15 protein-coding genes are annotated in these 15,351 nt (G+C 62.0%); 8 read left to right on the forward strand and 7 right to left on the reverse strand.

What is annotated here, in order from left to right; genetic code table 11:
• Positions 1–46: 46 nt before the first annotated feature.
• Positions 47–2,470, reverse strand: a complete 2,424-nt coding sequence (locus tag AB8B33_RS09460) for a glucan 1,4-alpha-glucosidase (protein ID WP_439015146.1) — start codon at positions 2,468–2,470, stop codon at positions 47–49.
• A gap of 173 nt (positions 2,471–2,643) precedes the next feature.
• Between AB8B33_RS09460 and AB8B33_RS09465 the strand changes: the two genes are divergently transcribed.
• Together AB8B33_RS09465 and AB8B33_RS09470 are read left to right on the forward strand one after the other, a co-directional pair.
• Positions 2,644–3,375 (forward strand): ROK family protein, encoded by a 732-nt coding sequence (locus AB8B33_RS09465; protein WP_439015147.1) that lies wholly within the window; start codon positions 2,644–2,646, stop codon positions 3,373–3,375.
• Between the two features lie 55 nt (positions 3,376–3,430).
• Positions 3,431–4,243, forward strand: a complete 813-nt coding sequence (locus AB8B33_RS09470) for a class I SAM-dependent methyltransferase (protein ID WP_439015148.1) — start codon at positions 3,431–3,433, stop codon at positions 4,241–4,243.
• A gap of 48 nt (positions 4,244–4,291) precedes the next feature.
• On the opposite strand, the gene AB8B33_RS09475 is transcribed toward AB8B33_RS09470, so the two are convergent.
• Positions 4,292–5,071, reverse strand: a complete 780-nt coding sequence (locus AB8B33_RS09475; protein ID WP_439015149.1) for a class I SAM-dependent methyltransferase — start codon at positions 5,069–5,071, stop codon at positions 4,292–4,294.
• Between the two features lie 74 nt (positions 5,072–5,145).
• Between AB8B33_RS09475 and AB8B33_RS09480 the strand changes: the two genes are divergently transcribed.
• Positions 5,146–6,000, forward strand: coding sequence for an acyl-CoA thioester hydrolase/BAAT C-terminal domain-containing protein (locus tag AB8B33_RS09480; protein WP_439017211.1), 855 nt, complete (start codon positions 5,146–5,148; stop codon positions 5,998–6,000).
• Between the two features lie 15 nt (positions 6,001–6,015).
• Here the strand turns inward: AB8B33_RS09480 and chrA are convergent, their stop codons facing one another.
• The 3 genes from chrA to AB8B33_RS09495 form a co-directional block, all read right to left on the reverse strand.
• Positions 6,016–7,227 (reverse strand): chromate efflux transporter, encoded by a 1,212-nt coding sequence (chrA, locus tag AB8B33_RS09485; RefSeq protein WP_439017212.1) that lies wholly within the window; start codon positions 7,225–7,227, stop codon positions 6,016–6,018.
• A 114-nt stretch (positions 7,228–7,341) separates the two neighbouring features.
• Positions 7,342–8,247, reverse strand: a complete 906-nt coding sequence (locus AB8B33_RS09490) for a DMT family transporter (RefSeq protein ID WP_439015150.1) — start codon at positions 8,245–8,247, stop codon at positions 7,342–7,344.
• A gap of 148 nt (positions 8,248–8,395) precedes the next feature.
• Positions 8,396–9,886, reverse strand: a complete 1,491-nt coding sequence (locus AB8B33_RS09495; RefSeq protein WP_439015151.1) for a DUF1254 domain-containing protein — start codon at positions 9,884–9,886, stop codon at positions 8,396–8,398.
• A 294-nt stretch (positions 9,887–10,180) separates the two neighbouring features.
• On the opposite strand from AB8B33_RS09495, the gene AB8B33_RS09500 reads away from it, so the two are divergent.
• The 4 genes from AB8B33_RS09500 (at position 10,181) to AB8B33_RS09515 (ending at position 12,476) form a co-directional block, all read left to right on the forward strand.
• Positions 10,181–10,816: a LysE family translocator gene (locus AB8B33_RS09500; RefSeq protein WP_113323475.1), complete on the forward strand. Its 636-nt coding sequence runs from the start codon at positions 10,181–10,183 to the stop codon at positions 10,814–10,816.
• A 135-nt stretch (positions 10,817–10,951) separates the two neighbouring features.
• Positions 10,952–11,353, forward strand: coding sequence for a hypothetical protein (locus tag AB8B33_RS09505; RefSeq protein ID WP_439017213.1), 402 nt, complete (start codon positions 10,952–10,954; stop codon positions 11,351–11,353).
• A gap of 10 nt (positions 11,354–11,363) precedes the next feature.
• Positions 11,364–11,936 carry an OmpA family protein gene (locus AB8B33_RS09510; protein WP_439017214.1) on the forward strand — a complete coding sequence of 191 codons (573 nt, stop codon included), beginning with the start codon at positions 11,364–11,366 and terminating at the stop codon, positions 11,934–11,936.
• A gap of 165 nt (positions 11,937–12,101) precedes the next feature.
• Positions 12,102–12,476 (forward strand): HIT family protein, encoded by a 375-nt coding sequence (locus AB8B33_RS09515; protein WP_439015152.1) that lies wholly within the window; start codon positions 12,102–12,104, stop codon positions 12,474–12,476.
• Positions 12,477–12,494: 18 nt separating this feature from the next.
• On the opposite strand, the gene AB8B33_RS09520 is transcribed toward AB8B33_RS09515, so the two are convergent.
• Complete coding sequence (locus AB8B33_RS09520; RefSeq protein WP_439017215.1) at positions 12,495–12,869, reverse strand: MarR family winged helix-turn-helix transcriptional regulator; 375 nt, start codon at positions 12,867–12,869, stop codon at positions 12,495–12,497.
• A 94-nt stretch (positions 12,870–12,963) separates the two neighbouring features.
• Entirely contained in the window at positions 12,964–13,410 is a 447-nt protein-coding gene (locus AB8B33_RS09525; RefSeq protein ID WP_439015153.1) for a MarR family transcriptional regulator, read from the reverse strand.
• Positions 13,411–13,496: 86 nt separating this feature from the next.
• On the opposite strand from AB8B33_RS09525, the gene AB8B33_RS09530 reads away from it, so the two are divergent.
• On the forward strand, positions 13,497–15,314 hold the full coding sequence (locus AB8B33_RS09530; protein ID WP_439015154.1) for a chloride channel protein: 1,818 nt from the start codon (positions 13,497–13,499) through the stop codon (positions 15,312–15,314).
• Positions 15,315–15,351: the final 37 nt, after the last annotated feature.

Raw genomic sequence — 15,351 nt, forward strand, 5'->3', positions numbered from 1 at the left:
TGTTATTGGCTGGAATTCCGCGAGACTGGCGGAAATGGATTCCGCCTCAAACCACCTCGATCTGAAAATCCGCGCCCTCCCAGCGCTGCGCATCCTTCCAGAAGATCGTGAAGTCGATCATGCCGGGGCCGAGCGTCTTTGTCGGGAGGTCGACGACATGAGTGCCGAAGCCGGTGTCGTGGCATGGGCTGTCGGCGGCGCTTGCCCAGCCGTCGGTGGACCAGCGTACCAGAGCAGGCTCGGGCAGTTCGATGCGGAGCCGCCGGCCCGCCTGCATCTGGTCGCGTCGGGCCGTCAGCCGCCAGGAGAACGGTGCCGGCGCCGGCTTTGCTGCGACATAGCGGGCAAAGGTCTGGGGCGGCATGTCGAAGATCACGCCGTCGCGCAGCGAGCGCAGCAGCTTGATATGTTCGGCATGCGCCCAGACGAGCGGCATGGCGCTGCCCGAGGGTCGGCCGAGGAAAAGCTCGCGCTGCGGCACGTCCTCGCTGTCCCAGATCTGTTCAGGCAAGAGCCCACCTTCGCTTGCCGAAGCTTCCAGCGCAGCAAGCATCCGCTGCGCTTCGTCCGCTCGCCCGGCGGCGAGTTCATAATGGGCGCGCTCGCCGGTCAAGAGCGGCCAGAGCCTGCCGACACCGCTGCCGGCAAAGGGCGCACCGCCGATGCGCTCGCCATACCCGTCGTCATTGTAGCGATACCAGTAGGGACCGGCCGGAAGGTCGCGGCGCAACTCCGCATCGATTGCCGCGACTGTGCCGAGCATGCGCGGGTCGTCGGCGGCGCGGAGGCCGAAGCGCACCAGCGCCAGCGCATCCGGGCTTATCAGCAGGTCCGCTTCAAGCACCTCGCCGAGATCGTCCCGATTGCGGATCGGAATGAAGTCACGCCGCAGTGACAGGCTGCCATCGGTCGCCGAGGCGATGCGCACATAATAGCCTTCGATGCCGAGACGGCGCGACAGTTCGGTATCGGTGGCGTAGGTCCATTCCTCGATGCGCTCGTTCCAGCCGTCGGCGACCTCGCGCAGATAGTGCGCCGCATCCAGCCGCTCCGCCGCTTCCATGGCATCGGCCGCCGCAAGCAGGCCGGCGATCTCGACGGCGAGCGTAAACGGCGAGTAGCCGGCATCCTCCTCCCAGCGATCCTCCTGGGTGGCGGGGCCGTTTCTGACGATATAGCCCGCAGCCGCCTCGACCATGGGCAGATAGCGTCCCCTCTCCGAGGCATCGATCGCGCCCGCACGCAGCAACATGTCATAGAGCAGGATCGGAAAGGCCGTCTCATCCATCTGGATGCCGTACCAGTAGGGTCTGCCGTCCAGCCAGGCATTCTGCACCCAATGGCCGTCCGCTTCCTGGATGACAGCGAGATAGTCGAGCACGGAGCGTGCATCCGCTGTGGCCCCGGCCGCAAGCAGACCGCCCGCCGTTTCCACCAGATCGCGCGTCCACACCAGATGATAACCGCCAAGGTCGTCATCGCCTTTGCTGAAGCCCCAGGGGATGGAAAGGCTGGCGATGATGGCGCCGGACGCATCATCGCGGTGCGTGGCAAGCACGCCGGTGCTGACGCGGTAACGGTTGAGCTTGTCAGGATCATGTGGTTCGTCGAGCGCAAGCAGGCCGGCCTGCCATTCCCGCCAGCCGCTGCGATAATGTTTCAGCGCCGGTTCCGTGCCCTGCTGAAGGCTGAGCAGCGTGCGCAGGGCAGCCTCCTCCGGCTGCGTGCCGAAGCCGATGGCGATCAGCGCCCTTCCCTGGTCAGCTTGGCCCTTGCCCGCCTGCATATCCAGTGTCCCTGACAGCGCGACATTGCCTGATGTGGCGCAGCTGTACTCCTCATTCAGCCCCTCGCCGCGCGACAGCGTCTGCCAGCCGTCGGAAATGCCGACATAGCCCACTGACCGCGCAAGCCAGGGCACCGAAGCGCCAATGGCGAGCGACCGCCCGGAACCCTCGGCAAAGAGCATCTGCCTGCCCTTGAAATCATCATACCAGCCGTTGTTGTCGGCGCCGCCATTGACGAGATGTGGGGCGACAAGCGCATGCAGCCGGTAGTCTGAGAGATTGCCTATCAGTGCCTCGAAGCAGATGTCCTGCAGCACCACCTCGCGCTCAGGGTCTGAAAAGATGGTCTTGGTGATGCGATAGCGCCCGTCGCGGGCGGTATTGACGAGGCGGAAGGCCGGGACGCCGTCCTCGATCGCCTGTACGCTGTGATCGGCGTCGCGCTTCTCCTCGGAGAAATAGCCCGGAGCCGTGACGATGAAACCGAAATCCCGCACGCAGGCCATATCGAGCCGTGGCGCGTAGATCTCGTTGAGGATGCCGTGGCTTGCCGTGAACCAGACGCAGCTCGCCGAACTGACGGCGGTACCAACAGCACTCTTGTCACTGGACGTCCATCGGGGCTCGATGCCCGGCGCACCTGGCGGCTCGACGGAACCGGGTGGTCGTGTCGGAAAGGCCAAGTGCTGTTCCTCCGCTCTATTTGCTCGTCTTCCGTGCCATCGTGAGATGAAATTAAGCGATCCGCAATATACCGGCTTGACAGCCGGCTACGATCTTGCGCCCGATAGAATAGCGCGAGCCCTATAGAATAGCGCGGGAAGGAATAAGGGTACAGCCGAGAGGAGCGCCAGCCATGGCCGACGTAATGGAAGAAAAGCAGACGCGTGAGCGAGCCAAGCCGAAGGTTGCGGCGCCGGCCGGCCGCATCGTGCTCGCCGTCGATATCGGCGGCTCGCATGTGAAGGCGGAACTCAGCAGCGGCAGCGAGCGACGCTCGGTCGTATCGGGGCGCGCGATGACGGCGGCGAAGATGGTCGCAGCCCTTACCGATCTGACGGCCGACTGGCACTATGATGTCGTCGCCATGGGTTATCCTGGCCCCGTCGCTGCCCACCGCCCCGCGGCTGAACCGTTCAACCTCGGCCCGGGATGGAAGGGCTTCGATTTCGAAAAAGCCCTCGGCAAGCCCGTGCGCATGGTCAACGACGCGCTGATGCAGGCGATCGGCAGCTACGAGGCCGGCCGTACGCTCTTTCTTGGCCTCGGCACCGGCCTAGGCTCGGCGATGATCGCCGAGAACGTCTGCATGCCGCTCGAACTGGCGCACATGCCCTACAAGAAGGCGACATTCGAGGACTATGTCGGCGAACGCGGCCTGGAAGGTCGCGGTAAGGGCAGATGGCGAAAATCGGTCTTCGACGTCGCCGACCGCCTGGCCGCCGCCCTGCTGCCTGATTATATCGTCATCGGTGGCGGCAACGTCGAAAAGCTGAAGGATATGCCGCCCAAATGCCGGCGTGGCAACAACGACAACGCCTTCCGCGGCGGCTTCCGGGTCTGGCTGGACGACAGCCTGCGGCTGTGAGCGGCAGTGAACCCGATGTGATTGAAGCCCTATTGGGCGGCGGAAGGTGACGACAATGCTGGAAAAGGACAAGCTGTTTGTCGGCTCGATCCCGGAAAACTACGACCACTATATGGTGCCGCTGATTTTTGAGCCCTTCGCCATGGATCTTGCCCGGAGAGCGGCTTCGCTGTCGCCCGGCGTCGTTCTGGAAACAGCAGCAGGCACCGGGGTCGTCACCCGCGCACTGGCGCCGAAACTGTCGTCGGGCGCACGCTATATCATCAGCGATCTCAACCAGCCGATGCTCGACTATGCCGCTTCGCAGCAAGGCTTCGATAGTCGCCTGGAATGGCGCCAGGCGGATGCTCTGGCGCTGCCCTTTGAAAATGCCGCCTTCGATCTCGTCTGCTGTCAGTTCGGCGCGATGTTCTTCCCGAACCGCATATCCGGCTACCGCGAAGCAAAGCGTGTCTTGAAGCCCGGCGGACATTTCCTGTTCAACGTATGGGACCGCATCGAGGAGAATGTTTTTGCCGACGACGTGACGAATGCCCTTGCGACGATGTTTCCGGATGATCCGCCGCGCTTCCTGGTCCGCACGCCGCACGGCTATCATGACAAGGCGCTGATCCGCGCCGAGCTGGAAGAGGCAGGTTTCTCCCATGTGGTGATCGAAACGAAAGCCGAACAAAGCCGCGCATCCTCGCCCCGGATTCCTGCCCTCGCCTATTGCCACGGGACAGTCCTTCGGAGCGAAATCGAAGCCAGAGCCCCGGGAAAACTGGACGTTGCGACCGATTGTGCCGCATCCGCGATCGCCGACCGGCATGGCGACAGTGAGGTTACCGCCAAAATTCAGGCCCATGTCATCATGGCAGTGGTCTAGAGGTTCAACATCTTGACCGGCCGGATTGCGGTTTTGGGCACAAGCAGATCACAAGCTGATCGAGCCCCAGACCAGTTTCGTCCGGACGATGAAACTCAGTTTTCGTTCGCGAGCATAGGGAGCCAGCATCTCGCCGAGCTCTCCGTCGAACTCGTTCATCCTGCCGGCCAGACGGGATGGCGCGAACGTATCGCGCGAATGCTGGCAGCGAATGAAGTCTTCCACGCTTTGCTCGAATGGAGCGGAGTGGAAATGCTCGGAGCCTTCGACGTCGAGGAACGCCTTATAGGCCGACCAGTTCTCTCGCTTGCCAATGGGATCGAACGCCTCGCCTGTTATGGCAGGAACCCATCTGGTGAGAAAAGACTGCCAGTCCGCTTCCCAGGCCGGTTGGAAAGGCGCATCTCCTGATATGACCGCCACCCGGTGATCGGCGGCGGCGTAGGTTTTCAGCCGCGCGAAAAGGCGCTTGTGATCCATCCAGTGGATGCTGGCAGCAGCAACGATGAGATCGGGACGATCGGGGATATCGACATCTTCGGCGAAACCGACGATCCAGTGAAGATTGCGTGCGCGCCCCTCCTCCAGGCTCTGACCGAGCTCGACCATGTGGCGGGAGGGATCGACGGCTATGACCTTTTCGAAATGCCGCGAGAGCGGCCGTGAAATCTTGCCGGGGCCGCAGCCTATATCCAGCAGACAGCTGCGCTTAGGCGCGATGGCAAGCAACTTCCCGTAGATCGCCTCGGGATATGGCGGACGGTAAGGATAGTTGCTGACGACATCGGCATCCTCGAAAGAGGCCCCTGCACGCGCATGCTCGACCATGATAGGCTCCGTCCTCAGTGACAGTCGAGAACCATCCGATAATTCAACAAGATGTCAGCATGGTAACAAGCGCGATGGACAGCTGCAAAATCGAACGGCTCGAAGGCCGGGTAAACGGCGCATTCGTCTCCCGGCCCGATGCGAATGAGACCGGTGTCGTCGTGCTCAGCGGTTCCAGCGGCAGGGTCGATATCGATCGTGCGAGATTGTTTGCCGGGGCCGGCGCGAAAGCACTGGCGCTGCAATGGTTCGGCGCAACGGGGCAATCGCCCGGCATTTGCGAAATCCCGCTGGAAACCTTCAGTGACGCCACGGACTACCTGATTTCGCGGGGATGCCGGCGCATCGTCTTCGTCGGGACATCGAAAGGCGCAGAGGCGGCCTTGCTTGTCGCCACCCTGGACGCGCGCGTGAACTCTGTTATAGCGATCAGCCCGAGCTCGGTTGTCTGGGGCAATATCGGGCCTGGCAAGGACGGCAGAGAATGGCCCGAACGTTCATCCTGGACCTGGAAGGGAGAGCCACTGGAATTCGTCCCCGCCGATCCCGCCTGGCAACGGGACTATCGCGATGGGTTGGTGTCCTATCGCTCCTTCTTCGAAAGCTGCCTGGATACGGACGAGCAAACCTTGTGGCGAGCGCGCATTCCCGTCGAGAGGGCCACCGCAGATCTCGTCCTCGTGGCTGGCGGAGACGATGCACTCTGGCCCTCGGAGAGGTCTGCGCATGAGCTTGCCAGCCGGCGCGAAAAAGGCGGCAGGCCGGCGTCACTGGTCGTTGACCCCGAGGCGGGTCATCGGGTGCTGCTTCCAGGCGAGACGACGCCCCGCTCCAGCCTTCGCGCCCATGGCGGCAACGATGCGGCGGATAAAAGGCTTGGTCGGGCGGCATGGGCGGCGATAGAAGCCGCCTTGTCGCCAAAGAATTGACTGGCCCGATACGGTTCAGGCGGAAAGCTGCAGCAGGATCGCACTTGCTGCCATCAGCACCACGACGATCCATGGCGGTGCCTTCCAGACCACCAGCAGAAGGAAGCCCGACAGGGCAAGAGCAAAATCAGGCGATGTAAGGACCGCGCTTGTCCATACCGGATTGTAGAGTGCGGCACCCAGCACGCCGACCACGGCGGCATTTGCGCCGCGCATGGCTGCCTGCGCCAGCGGATAGGTGCTGAGCTTGTCCCAGAAAGGCAGGGTGCCGACAAGCAGCAGAAAGCCCGGCAGAAAGATGGCGGCCAGAGCGATGGCCGCGCCCGCGATACCGTTGGGAGCCGGCCCCATCACTGCCCCGAGATAGGCCGAAAACGTGAAAAGCGGACCAGGCACGGCCTGTGCGAGACCGTAACCGGCGAGAAACGCGTTTTCCGAAACCCAGCCCGGCCTCACGACCTCCGCCTCGAGCAGCGGCAGGACAACATGGCCGCCGCCAAACACCAGCGCGCCTGAGCGATAAAAGGCATCGAAGAGGCGCAGCCCCTGCCAATCCATGATGGAAACGATAAGCGGCAGTCCGAACAGAAGGAGCAGGAACGCCAGCAGGCAGGTGACGCCTGATGATCGCGATATACCGAACGAAAAACTTGCCTTGTGCTCGATGGCGGCCTCGCGACAAAGCACGAGCCCGGAAACCGCACCCAGCACGATGGCTGCGAGCTGGCCGAACGCTCCGCCCAATGTCACGATGAAAATCGCGGCCAGCGCGATGCCTGCGCGCGGCTTGTCGGGCGTCAGCGATCGTGCCATACCCCAGACGGCTTGTGCCACGACCGCGACGGCAACGAGCTTCAATCCGTGCAGCAGGCCCTGTCCGAGAGGATTGTCGAGCGCAGTGGCGGCAGTTGCGAATATGATGAGGATCAGCGCGGACGGAAGCGTGAATGCGCTCCACGCCGCAAGCGCCCCCAGCGGCCCGCCGCGCAGCAGGCCCATGGCGAAGCCGACCTGGCTCGATGCGGGACCGGGAAGAAACTGACAGAGGGCGACGAGATCGGCATAACCCTTCTCGTCGATCCATTTGCGACGCGTCACGAGCTCGTTGCGGAAATAGCCGAGATGCGCGACCGGTCCGCCGAACGAGGTGAGGCCAAGCTTCAGGAAGGCGCCGAAGACTTCCGCAGGCGTACCTGCCGGTGGAGCTGCCGTCTTGTCCTCGGTCATTTCTTTTGCATCCACGCCAATATTCCCCCGCTGCGCCGACCCGTATCCTCATCATTAATGACAGCGCGATGACAACAGGCGATTTTCGATTTTTGTCGAACAAGCGATTGCGGATTAGACCGCCTGACGGACCCGCGCTCGGGTGGGCAGCGTCATTGCAATGACACCGGCCATGACGCAGGCAAGCCCAATGCCTGCCGTGGAGGACAGCGTTTCGCCGAGGAAGACGACACCGATTGCAACGCCGATCGGTACCCTCAGATAGGCCTGAGCCGTGGCGCAGACCGATCCGAGCGTCTGCACGAGGCGGAAATAGATCACAAAGGCAAGCGCCGTCGAAAAGACAGAGAGGGCAAGGAGAGCGAGGACGGAATGCAGGCTCGGCTGCAACGTCCAGGGACGATCGGCGATGACGCTGACCGGGATCAGGATTACCGCCCCCGATATCAGCGAGCCGGCAGCTGGCATCATAGGATCGAGCCCCCTGAAATTCCGGCCGAAGACCGCGGCGCCTGCATAGCAGATCGTGGCGGTCACGATCGCGAGCTGCGCCCAGAGAGCATCTCCCATGCTGTCAAGCGCTCCGATACCGATGATCAGCGCGGTTCCGATCAATCCCGCCGATACACCGAACAGCTTGCGGCCTGTGAGGACCTCGTGCCGTGTGATCAGCGCCGTGATCAGAAAGGCAAAGATCGGCGTCGTGGAATTCAGGATTGCTGCAAGGCCGGCATCGGTCGTCCGCTCGGCCCAGGCGATCAGTGTAAATGGCAGCACACTGTTCAGGCAGGCCTGGACCAGAAAGTAGACCCACGTCTGCCGGTCGCGCGGCATCTTGAGGCCGCGCCAGCGGATGATAGCGAGAAGCAGCAAGCCGGCGACAAGCGTCCGTGCTGCCACCAGCGTCACAGGCGGGATGGTTTCGACGCCGATTTTGATGAAGGTGTAGGAGGCTCCCCAGAGCGTCGAAAGCGCCAGCAGCAGCGCCAGCTCTGTTGTCATCGTCGCCGTCTTTTCCATCGCAGTACCGTTCCTCAGCGTACGAAACCGACCGCCTGTTTAACGGCTGCGGGCGTGAAATGCTTCGATGCGGGCCGAACTGTCGATGGAAAAGAAAGGCTTGGCGGGGCGCGCTTGGATCATGGCGCGCCCGACACACTTAGCTTTGTCACTGAGCCGCGAGCGGAGCTGCTGGCGCCGCACGCGTCACCGGCGGCGGGTTCCACTTGCCGATCAGCGCGCTGCCCTTCGGCGCATAGAGCCTCATCGTCAGATTGTAGGGGCCGTTCGGCGCTGGCAGCCAGTTCCATTCCTTGTCCTTGCCGGGACTTTCCGTCTGGAAATAGAGGTCGAGCGAGCCGTCGGCGTTGAACTGGAACGGCATCCAGCTGCTGACAGCGAACCGATTGAGCGGATTGGCGACCTGGAACCCATCATTGTCATAGAGAGTGACCGACCAGAAGGCGTTGACCGGCGGAATATTCTCCTTTTCGAAATGGAGCGTGTAATTGCTTTGTCCATTGAGCGCGTTGCCGCTTTCATCCGCAAGGTTCAGCGGATAGATGGCGTCCTCAGGCAGATTGGCGCCAAGCCCCTGTTGCGCCACGATCGCCCGTTTCAGGTAGTAATTGCCGTAGACGCCCATCGTGTCGGTATTCATCGACCAGCCATTGACCACCCGTGCCAATGTCTTCAGCTTCCAACCCATGAGCGCCTGCGCATCCTGCGGCGCTGTCTTCAGCGCTTTCTGGACGACGGGATCGGCCTTGGACAGGTCAAAGCTCTTGCCGGGCTCGATGCCGATCTGCTTCATGCGGGCAATGATCGGCTGATCGGTGCTGTGCGGCGGATGAAGTTTCAAGAGTTCGGCAGCGTAAGCAAAATAATCTTCCGCCGAAGCTGTATCGGCCTGCGTCTTCGGTGGCGTCTTCATGTCGATGGAAGGGTTTATTTTGACCTCGGCCTGCTTGGCGCCTTTGCCCCATTGCGACAGCGGCGTGATCTTGTAACCGTCCTGGATCTTGTGAACGGCATTGTAGTCATCAGGGCCATCGGTTTTGGTGCGGCCGATGATCCAGACATAAGGCGTCGGAGCGTCGATGCGTTCAGTTCCCTCCGGCAGCTTGAATTCGCCGAACGTGTCGCGAAGCTCGGGCCTCCAGCCGGGCGAGGCGATCAGGAAGTTTCCGACTGATGTTCCGGTCGTTCGCCAGCCCGGCGCGGCAAACACATCCGTCCACATATCCAGCATCGGCAGGAGGTAATAGCGGCCTCCGGTATCCGGCGCGGTAACCACCACCGGTTCCTTGGTGAGATCAAGCCAGCCGCTCGAATAGAGCGTGTCGAAATTCGGCCGGACCACGGCCTTCATGTCTGCAGCCGGAAATTCGCGGACATTGGCGAACCGGTTGGCCGGACCGCCGATCGACCCCTCCTTCGGTTCCATATTGGTCAGCTGCTTGCGCGTGATGTCCATCGTTATCAGCGGATAAAAATAGACATAGGCTTCGATGCCGATCTCACGCGCTTCCTCTTCCGTCAGAGAAGCGGCAGCGGCCCTGGCCTCAGGTGCGGCCGGAATGGCCATCGAAGCAATTGCCAGGAAAGCGAACGACATAGGCGTTCGCAACAGGCGTCTGATCCCGATCTGAATTGTCATGTGCGGTTTCCCCCGGAATGAAATGAAGAACCCAGCCGGACCCGATTGACGCCGGCGCATCTTTGGCAAGACCAAGATGGCCAAGATACTGGCGACCTGCTGAGCGACCTTTCATGCAAAGCGAAACATACCGGGCGTATATCCGGAAGTACGTTACAGTAAACGGCGCCGTAAATGGTCCGGATACATAGGTCTGTGTTTTGATCCGGAGCAGGATATTGGCTTTGATCAAAGGCCCTTCCGTAAATATCCGCTGAATGCCATAACTCGATTCCGACGACGGTGGAGGACGACATGACTGAAATGACGGTTCTTGCATTTGCGCTCGTGGCATTCATCGGCATCGCCACACCCGGCCCGACGGTGCTTCTCGCCCTGACCAACGGTTCCAAATTCGGGGTGCGCCGGGCGATATCAGGCATGATCGGCGCGGTCATGTCCGACTTCGTGCTGATCGGCGCCGTTGCTCTCGGCCTCGGTGCGCTGCTGGCTGCCTCGGAATTCTGGTTCACTGTCGTCAAATGGGTCGGCGTCTGCTACCTCGCCTTCCTCGGCGTCATGCTGCTGCGTTCGAAGGGAATGCTGGATGTATCGCTGCGCTCTGAAAGCGGGAATGCATCCGCTTCATCAGTGACGATCTTCCTGAAGAGCTTTCTCGTCGCCGTCACCAATCCCAAGGGCTACCTCTTCTTCTCGGCCTTCCTGCCGCAATTCATCGATCCCGCCAGCCCGCAGGTCGAGCAATATGCCGTGCTCGCCCTCGTCTTTGCCGCCATCGATTTCGTGGTCATGTTCGGCTACGCGTTGCTCGGCTCTCAGGCCGTCCGGCTGTTGCGGAAATCGGGCGCGCTGTGGCTCGACCGGATCTGCGGCGGCGCCTTGCTGACGCTAGCCGGCTCTCTCGCGCTTTATCGGCGGGCGAGCGCATAGCTGCCCTCCGATTTACAACCCGATTTACCGTAACGTACTTATCCGAGCACTCCCGATCTGCGTTCAATAGCTCCCGAGGGGACGCCATTCCGGCGGCCGTAGCAGGAGGGTTCACGCATGCCGAGAGGATAGAGACTGATTGGCGCGGCGGCGATCGTCATCGCCTGGACTTGTGCCGCCAAGGCCGACACGATCAGCTATGCCGATGCGGTGACCGTGCTCGCAAAGGATTGCGGCGCCGATATCAAGAAACTCTGCAAGGGGCTGAACCTCGGCAATAACAGGATTGCCGATTGTCTTGCACAGAATGCGGGCAAGGTCTCGCCGACCTGCACGTCTACGCTTGCGAGCGTCGCAGCATCCATTCAGAAACGGGAACAGGCGCAGGCCTCCTACAGCAAAGTCTGCGCCGGTGACATGGCGCGGCGCTGCAATGGCGTCAAAGGCGACGGCTATATTCTTGCCTGTCTGATCAAGACGACGAAACATGTTGGCGCCCAATGCAATCAGGCAATATCAGATGCAGGCTGGAGATAAGGCTATGAGGATGAGAAAAACCGCCCTCGCCGTCTTTGTTGCAACATTGGCGATCCCTGCCCTTGCCCCTGCGCAGCAGATCTCCGAACAGCGCATCATCAACGGGCTTGGCAAGCTGCAGGGCGCCGCCCCGATCGTCGATGTCGAACTGCTGCGGCAGGAGGCCATGAACGGATCGGGCAAGCAGATGTCCGGCCTGCCGAACTGGAGCAAGGTTGCGCGCCTGCCGCAGATGGTGGTCGAAATCGCCTTCGCGAACGACTCCGTCGCCATCGAGCCCGAATCCTACCGCACGCTCGGCATGATCGCCGATGCGCTGCACCACCCGAACCTCTGGGCCTACAAATTCCTCGTCGTCGGCCATACGAGTTCGACCGGCAGCGACAAGCACAATCTCGATCTCAGCCAGCAGCGGGCCGAGGCGATCAAGGAGATCCTGTCGACCACATTCGCCGTCGATGCCAGCCGTCTCTATGCCGTCGGTGTCGGCGAATATTTCCCGATCGAGGGCTCGAAATCGGAGGCGGCCAATAACCGGCGCGTCCAGCTCTACAATCTCGGCGTCTTCACGAAGCAGCCATGAGGAAGAGACCCAGCGTGCTGTCGGCTCTAACAGCCGGCAGCACGGCTATTTCTGGACAGCCCTGCCGGCTTCCGTGCTCGGATATCAGCACGTCACATATACGTCGCCGCCGCGCGCTATTGCCCTGCTCGACGCAATGACTGAAATTGGTCAGGAATGATGCCTATGTGCCCCTTCTGTGCCGCAAACCGTGCGGAAAAAGCCCCGCCGCTTTTTTCCAACAACAGCTGCTATTTCCTGGAAACCAACGATCCGGTGCTGCAATGCTCCGGCATCATCGTACCCTTCCGGCATGTGGAAACGCCGTTCGAGCTCACATCAGAGGAATGGTTTGACACTTTCGACCTTCTGGAGAACGCTCGCACCCATCTCGATCGTGCCGAGCCGCACGGCTATAATATCGGCTGGAATGTCGGCGAGGTCGCGGGGCAGACTGTCCAGCACGCCCATCTCCATGTCATCGGTCGTTTTGCCGACGAGCCGCTTGCCGGTCACGGCATTCGCCATCACCTGAAGCAGGCGAACAACCGGCGGGCCTGACTGCCCGATGACCTCACGCTAGCTCGGCCAGGGATCGGACTTGAGTTCGCCACCCGCCTGCAGGCTCTGCAGCATATCGATGAGTTTCGGCGCCATTTCCCTGATTTCGGTAAGATGAATGGCCGTCAGCCGCCTCAGCACGGCATCCGCCTTTTCGGTCAGCTCCAGCGTCTGGCGACGTTTGTCGGCCGGGTCCGTTTGGCGCAAGACATAGCCTGCGGTGACCAGCCTGCCGACGAGTTCGGTTGCCGAATGCGGCGCGATCAGCAGACGTTCGGCCAGAATGCCGATCGTCATGGCGTCTTCACTGCGATGACCGCGGATCGCCAGCAGCGCCTGATGCTGCTGCGTCGGCAGGCCCTCTTCCTGAGCGGCCGAGGCGCTGAAATCCATGAAGCGGCGCAGCGTATAGCGCAGGTTGGAGAGCGCCTCGTAATCGGCATCCGTCAGATCGTTTTTTGGCGTCTTCACCTTGCGTCCCCTGCGATCATTGCATCCATGCGGCCACCTCCATCTGCCGGTGATCCTGCAGCATGCGCAGCGCCTGCATGAGTTCTGGCGCCATCTCGCGGATCTCATAGAGATGAGCGGGCGTTAGACGACGCAATAGCTCTTCTGCCTGTGCTGTCAACATGACTGCCGGCCGGCGTTTCTGCTTCGCGTCGATCGTGACATGGCCGGCCTCCTGCAGCGAAGCCGCAAGCTCTGCGGCCTCGGCCGTCGAAAGGAAGAGCTTGTCCGCAAGATCCGGCAGGTTCATGCGCCCGCCGACGCCGAGCCCTTTGATCGCGAGCAGCGCCTGATGCTGCTGCCGCGTCAGGCCGAGCTTTTCGGCCGCCTTCCCGCTGAACTGGCGAAACTTGCGGATCCTGTATCTGAGATTGGCGAGCGCCTCATATTCGATCGCCGATAGGGCCTGGTCTTTGTTCGGCATGGTTCCAGCTCCTGATTTTGGCTGTTGATTTATATCGTTCTACGATATATTTGCCATCGAGGATGAAGCCGTCAACAGGACCTGCAATGCCTCCCCTGAAAACCCCACATCGCCCCCATGATTTCATGGGTGGCCTCTCCCGGCGCGAGGCCGGGGATTTCACCACGGACAAGCGTGTCTTGGCCCTCGTCGGCATGGCGCTGATCGTCGGCACTGGCGGCGCTTTTGCCGCCTGGGTTCTGGTCAGCCTCATCTCGCTGGTGACGAACCTCGTCTGGTTCCACCGCTTCAGCATTGCGGCCGTTTCGATGGCGCAGGCGCCGCGCTCCGTGTGGATGGTTATCATTCCCGTCATCGGCGGCCTCGTCATCGGGCTGATGGCCCGCTTCGGCTCCGAAAAGATCCGCGGCCACGGCATTCCCGAGGCGATCGAGGCTATCCTGATCGGCGGCAGCCGCATGTCGCCGAAAGTGGCGATCCTGAAGCCGCTCTCCTCGGCGATCTCGATCGGCACCGGTGGCCCCTTCGGCGCGGAGGGCCCGATCATCATGACAGGCGGCGCGATCGGCTCGCTCTTTGCCCAATGCTTTCATCTGAGTTCGGCCGAGCGCAAGACGCTGCTGGTGGCCGGTGCCGCCGCCGGCATGACGGCAATCTTCGGCTCGCCGATCGCCGCGATCATGCTCGCCGTCGAACTGCTGCTGTTCGAATGGAAGCCGCGCAGCTTCATCCCGGTCGCGGTCGCGGCCTGCGTGTCGATCTGCTGGCGCCCCTTCCTGTTTCAGGCCGGGCCGCTCTTCCCGAAACAGTTCCACATGGACCTGCCGTGGTGGGGCATCCTGCTCTGCGCCGCTGTCGGTATCATCGCCGGACTGCAATCCGGCATCCTGACGACGCTGCTCTACAAGATCGAGGATCTGTTCGAGGCGCTGCCGATCCACTGGATGTGGTGCCCGGCGCTCGGTGGCCTCGTCATCGGTCTCGGCGGCCTGATCGAGCCGCGGGTGCTTGGTGTCGGTTACGATATCATCGACGGCCTGCTGAACAGCAGCATCCTGCCGGCATCCGTGCTGACGATCCTCTTGGTGAAAGCCGCGATCTGGCTGGTTGCCCTGTCATCGGGCACCTCGGGTGGTGTGCTGGCACCGCTGCTCATCTTCGGCGGTGCGCTCGGCTGGCTGGTCGGCGTCTTCCTTCCCGGCGATCCCGGCTTCTGGGCGCTGCTCGGCATGGCCGCCATGATGGGCGGCACGATGCGCGCGCCGCTGACGGGCACCTTCTTTGCCGTCGAGCTCACGGGCGACGTCTCGGCGCTGTTGCCGCTACTGGCGGCGACCGTCTCTGCTTATGCGGTCACGGTCCTGCTGCTGCGCCGCTCGATCCTGACGGAGAAGATCGCCCGCCGCGGCCAGCACATCACCCGTGAATACGGCATCGATCCCTTCGAGTTCTCCCGCGCCCGCGACATCATGATCAAGGAGGTCGATACTTTCCCGGCGGATATGACGGTCGGTGACGTGACCCATTTCTTCATGGCGACGCCGAAGACCCACCGCGTCTATCCTGTCGTCGATGGCAAAGGCATCGTGAAAGGCCTAGTCTCGCGCGGCGATGCGCTCCGCTGGCAGCAAGATGGCACGCTTGCCGACCAGACGCTCGGCGATCTCGTCTCCGACAGCTCACTGCCAACAGCCCATCCCGACGATACGGTCGGTTATGTCGCCGATCTGATGCTGGCGACCGATGCCGGCCGCATTCCGATCGTCGATGCAGAAAACGGAGAGTTGCGCGGCCTCGTCGCGCGCAAGGATCTGCTGCGGCTGCGCCATTCACTGCGGGTCACCGAGACGGAGCGCCGGCCTTATTTCGGATCGCGCCGGCAGGTGAATGAAGGGCGCACCTGAGCTCAAGGCCTGACGGTATCAGTGGAAGCCGCCGTCA

Source organism: Rhizobium sp. 768_B6_N1_8 (assembly GCF_051811225.1).
Lineage (GTDB): Bacteria > Pseudomonadota > Alphaproteobacteria > Rhizobiales > Rhizobiaceae > Rhizobium.

Bases quoted from the DNA above. Each gene is read 5' to 3' on its own strand.
- AB8B33_RS09465 (WP_439015147.1), top strand. From the start codon at position 2,644: ATGGCCGACGTAATGGAAGAAAAGCAGACGCGTGAGCGAGCCAAGCCG.
- AB8B33_RS09470 (WP_439015148.1), top strand. From the start codon at position 3,431: ATGCTGGAAAAGGACAAGCTGTTTGTCGGCTCGATCCCGGAAAACTAC.
- AB8B33_RS09475 (WP_439015149.1), bottom strand. From the start codon at position 5,071: ATGGTCGAGCATGCGCGTGCAGGGGCCTCTTTCGAGGATGCCGATGTC.
- AB8B33_RS09480 (WP_439017211.1), top strand. From the start codon at position 5,146: ATGGACAGCTGCAAAATCGAACGGCTCGAAGGCCGGGTAAACGGCGCA.
- chrA (WP_439017212.1), bottom strand. From the start codon at position 7,227: ATGACCGAGGACAAGACGGCAGCTCCACCGGCAGGTACGCCTGCGGAA.
- AB8B33_RS09490 (WP_439015150.1), bottom strand. From the start codon at position 8,247: ATGGAAAAGACGGCGACGATGACAACAGAGCTGGCGCTGCTGCTGGCG.
- AB8B33_RS09495 (WP_439015151.1), bottom strand. From the start codon at position 9,886: ATGACAATTCAGATCGGGATCAGACGCCTGTTGCGAACGCCTATGTCG.
- AB8B33_RS09500 (WP_113323475.1), top strand. From the start codon at position 10,181: ATGACTGAAATGACGGTTCTTGCATTTGCGCTCGTGGCATTCATCGGC.
- AB8B33_RS09510 (WP_439017214.1), top strand. From the start codon at position 11,364: ATGAGAAAAACCGCCCTCGCCGTCTTTGTTGCAACATTGGCGATCCCT.
- AB8B33_RS09515 (WP_439015152.1), top strand. From the start codon at position 12,102: ATGTGCCCCTTCTGTGCCGCAAACCGTGCGGAAAAAGCCCCGCCGCTT.
- AB8B33_RS09520 (WP_439017215.1), bottom strand. From the start codon at position 12,869: ATGGATTTCAGCGCCTCGGCCGCTCAGGAAGAGGGCCTGCCGACGCAG.
- AB8B33_RS09525 (WP_439015153.1), bottom strand. From the start codon at position 13,410: ATGCCGAACAAAGACCAGGCCCTATCGGCGATCGAATATGAGGCGCTC.
- AB8B33_RS09530 (WP_439015154.1), top strand. From the start codon at position 13,497: ATGCCTCCCCTGAAAACCCCACATCGCCCCCATGATTTCATGGGTGGC.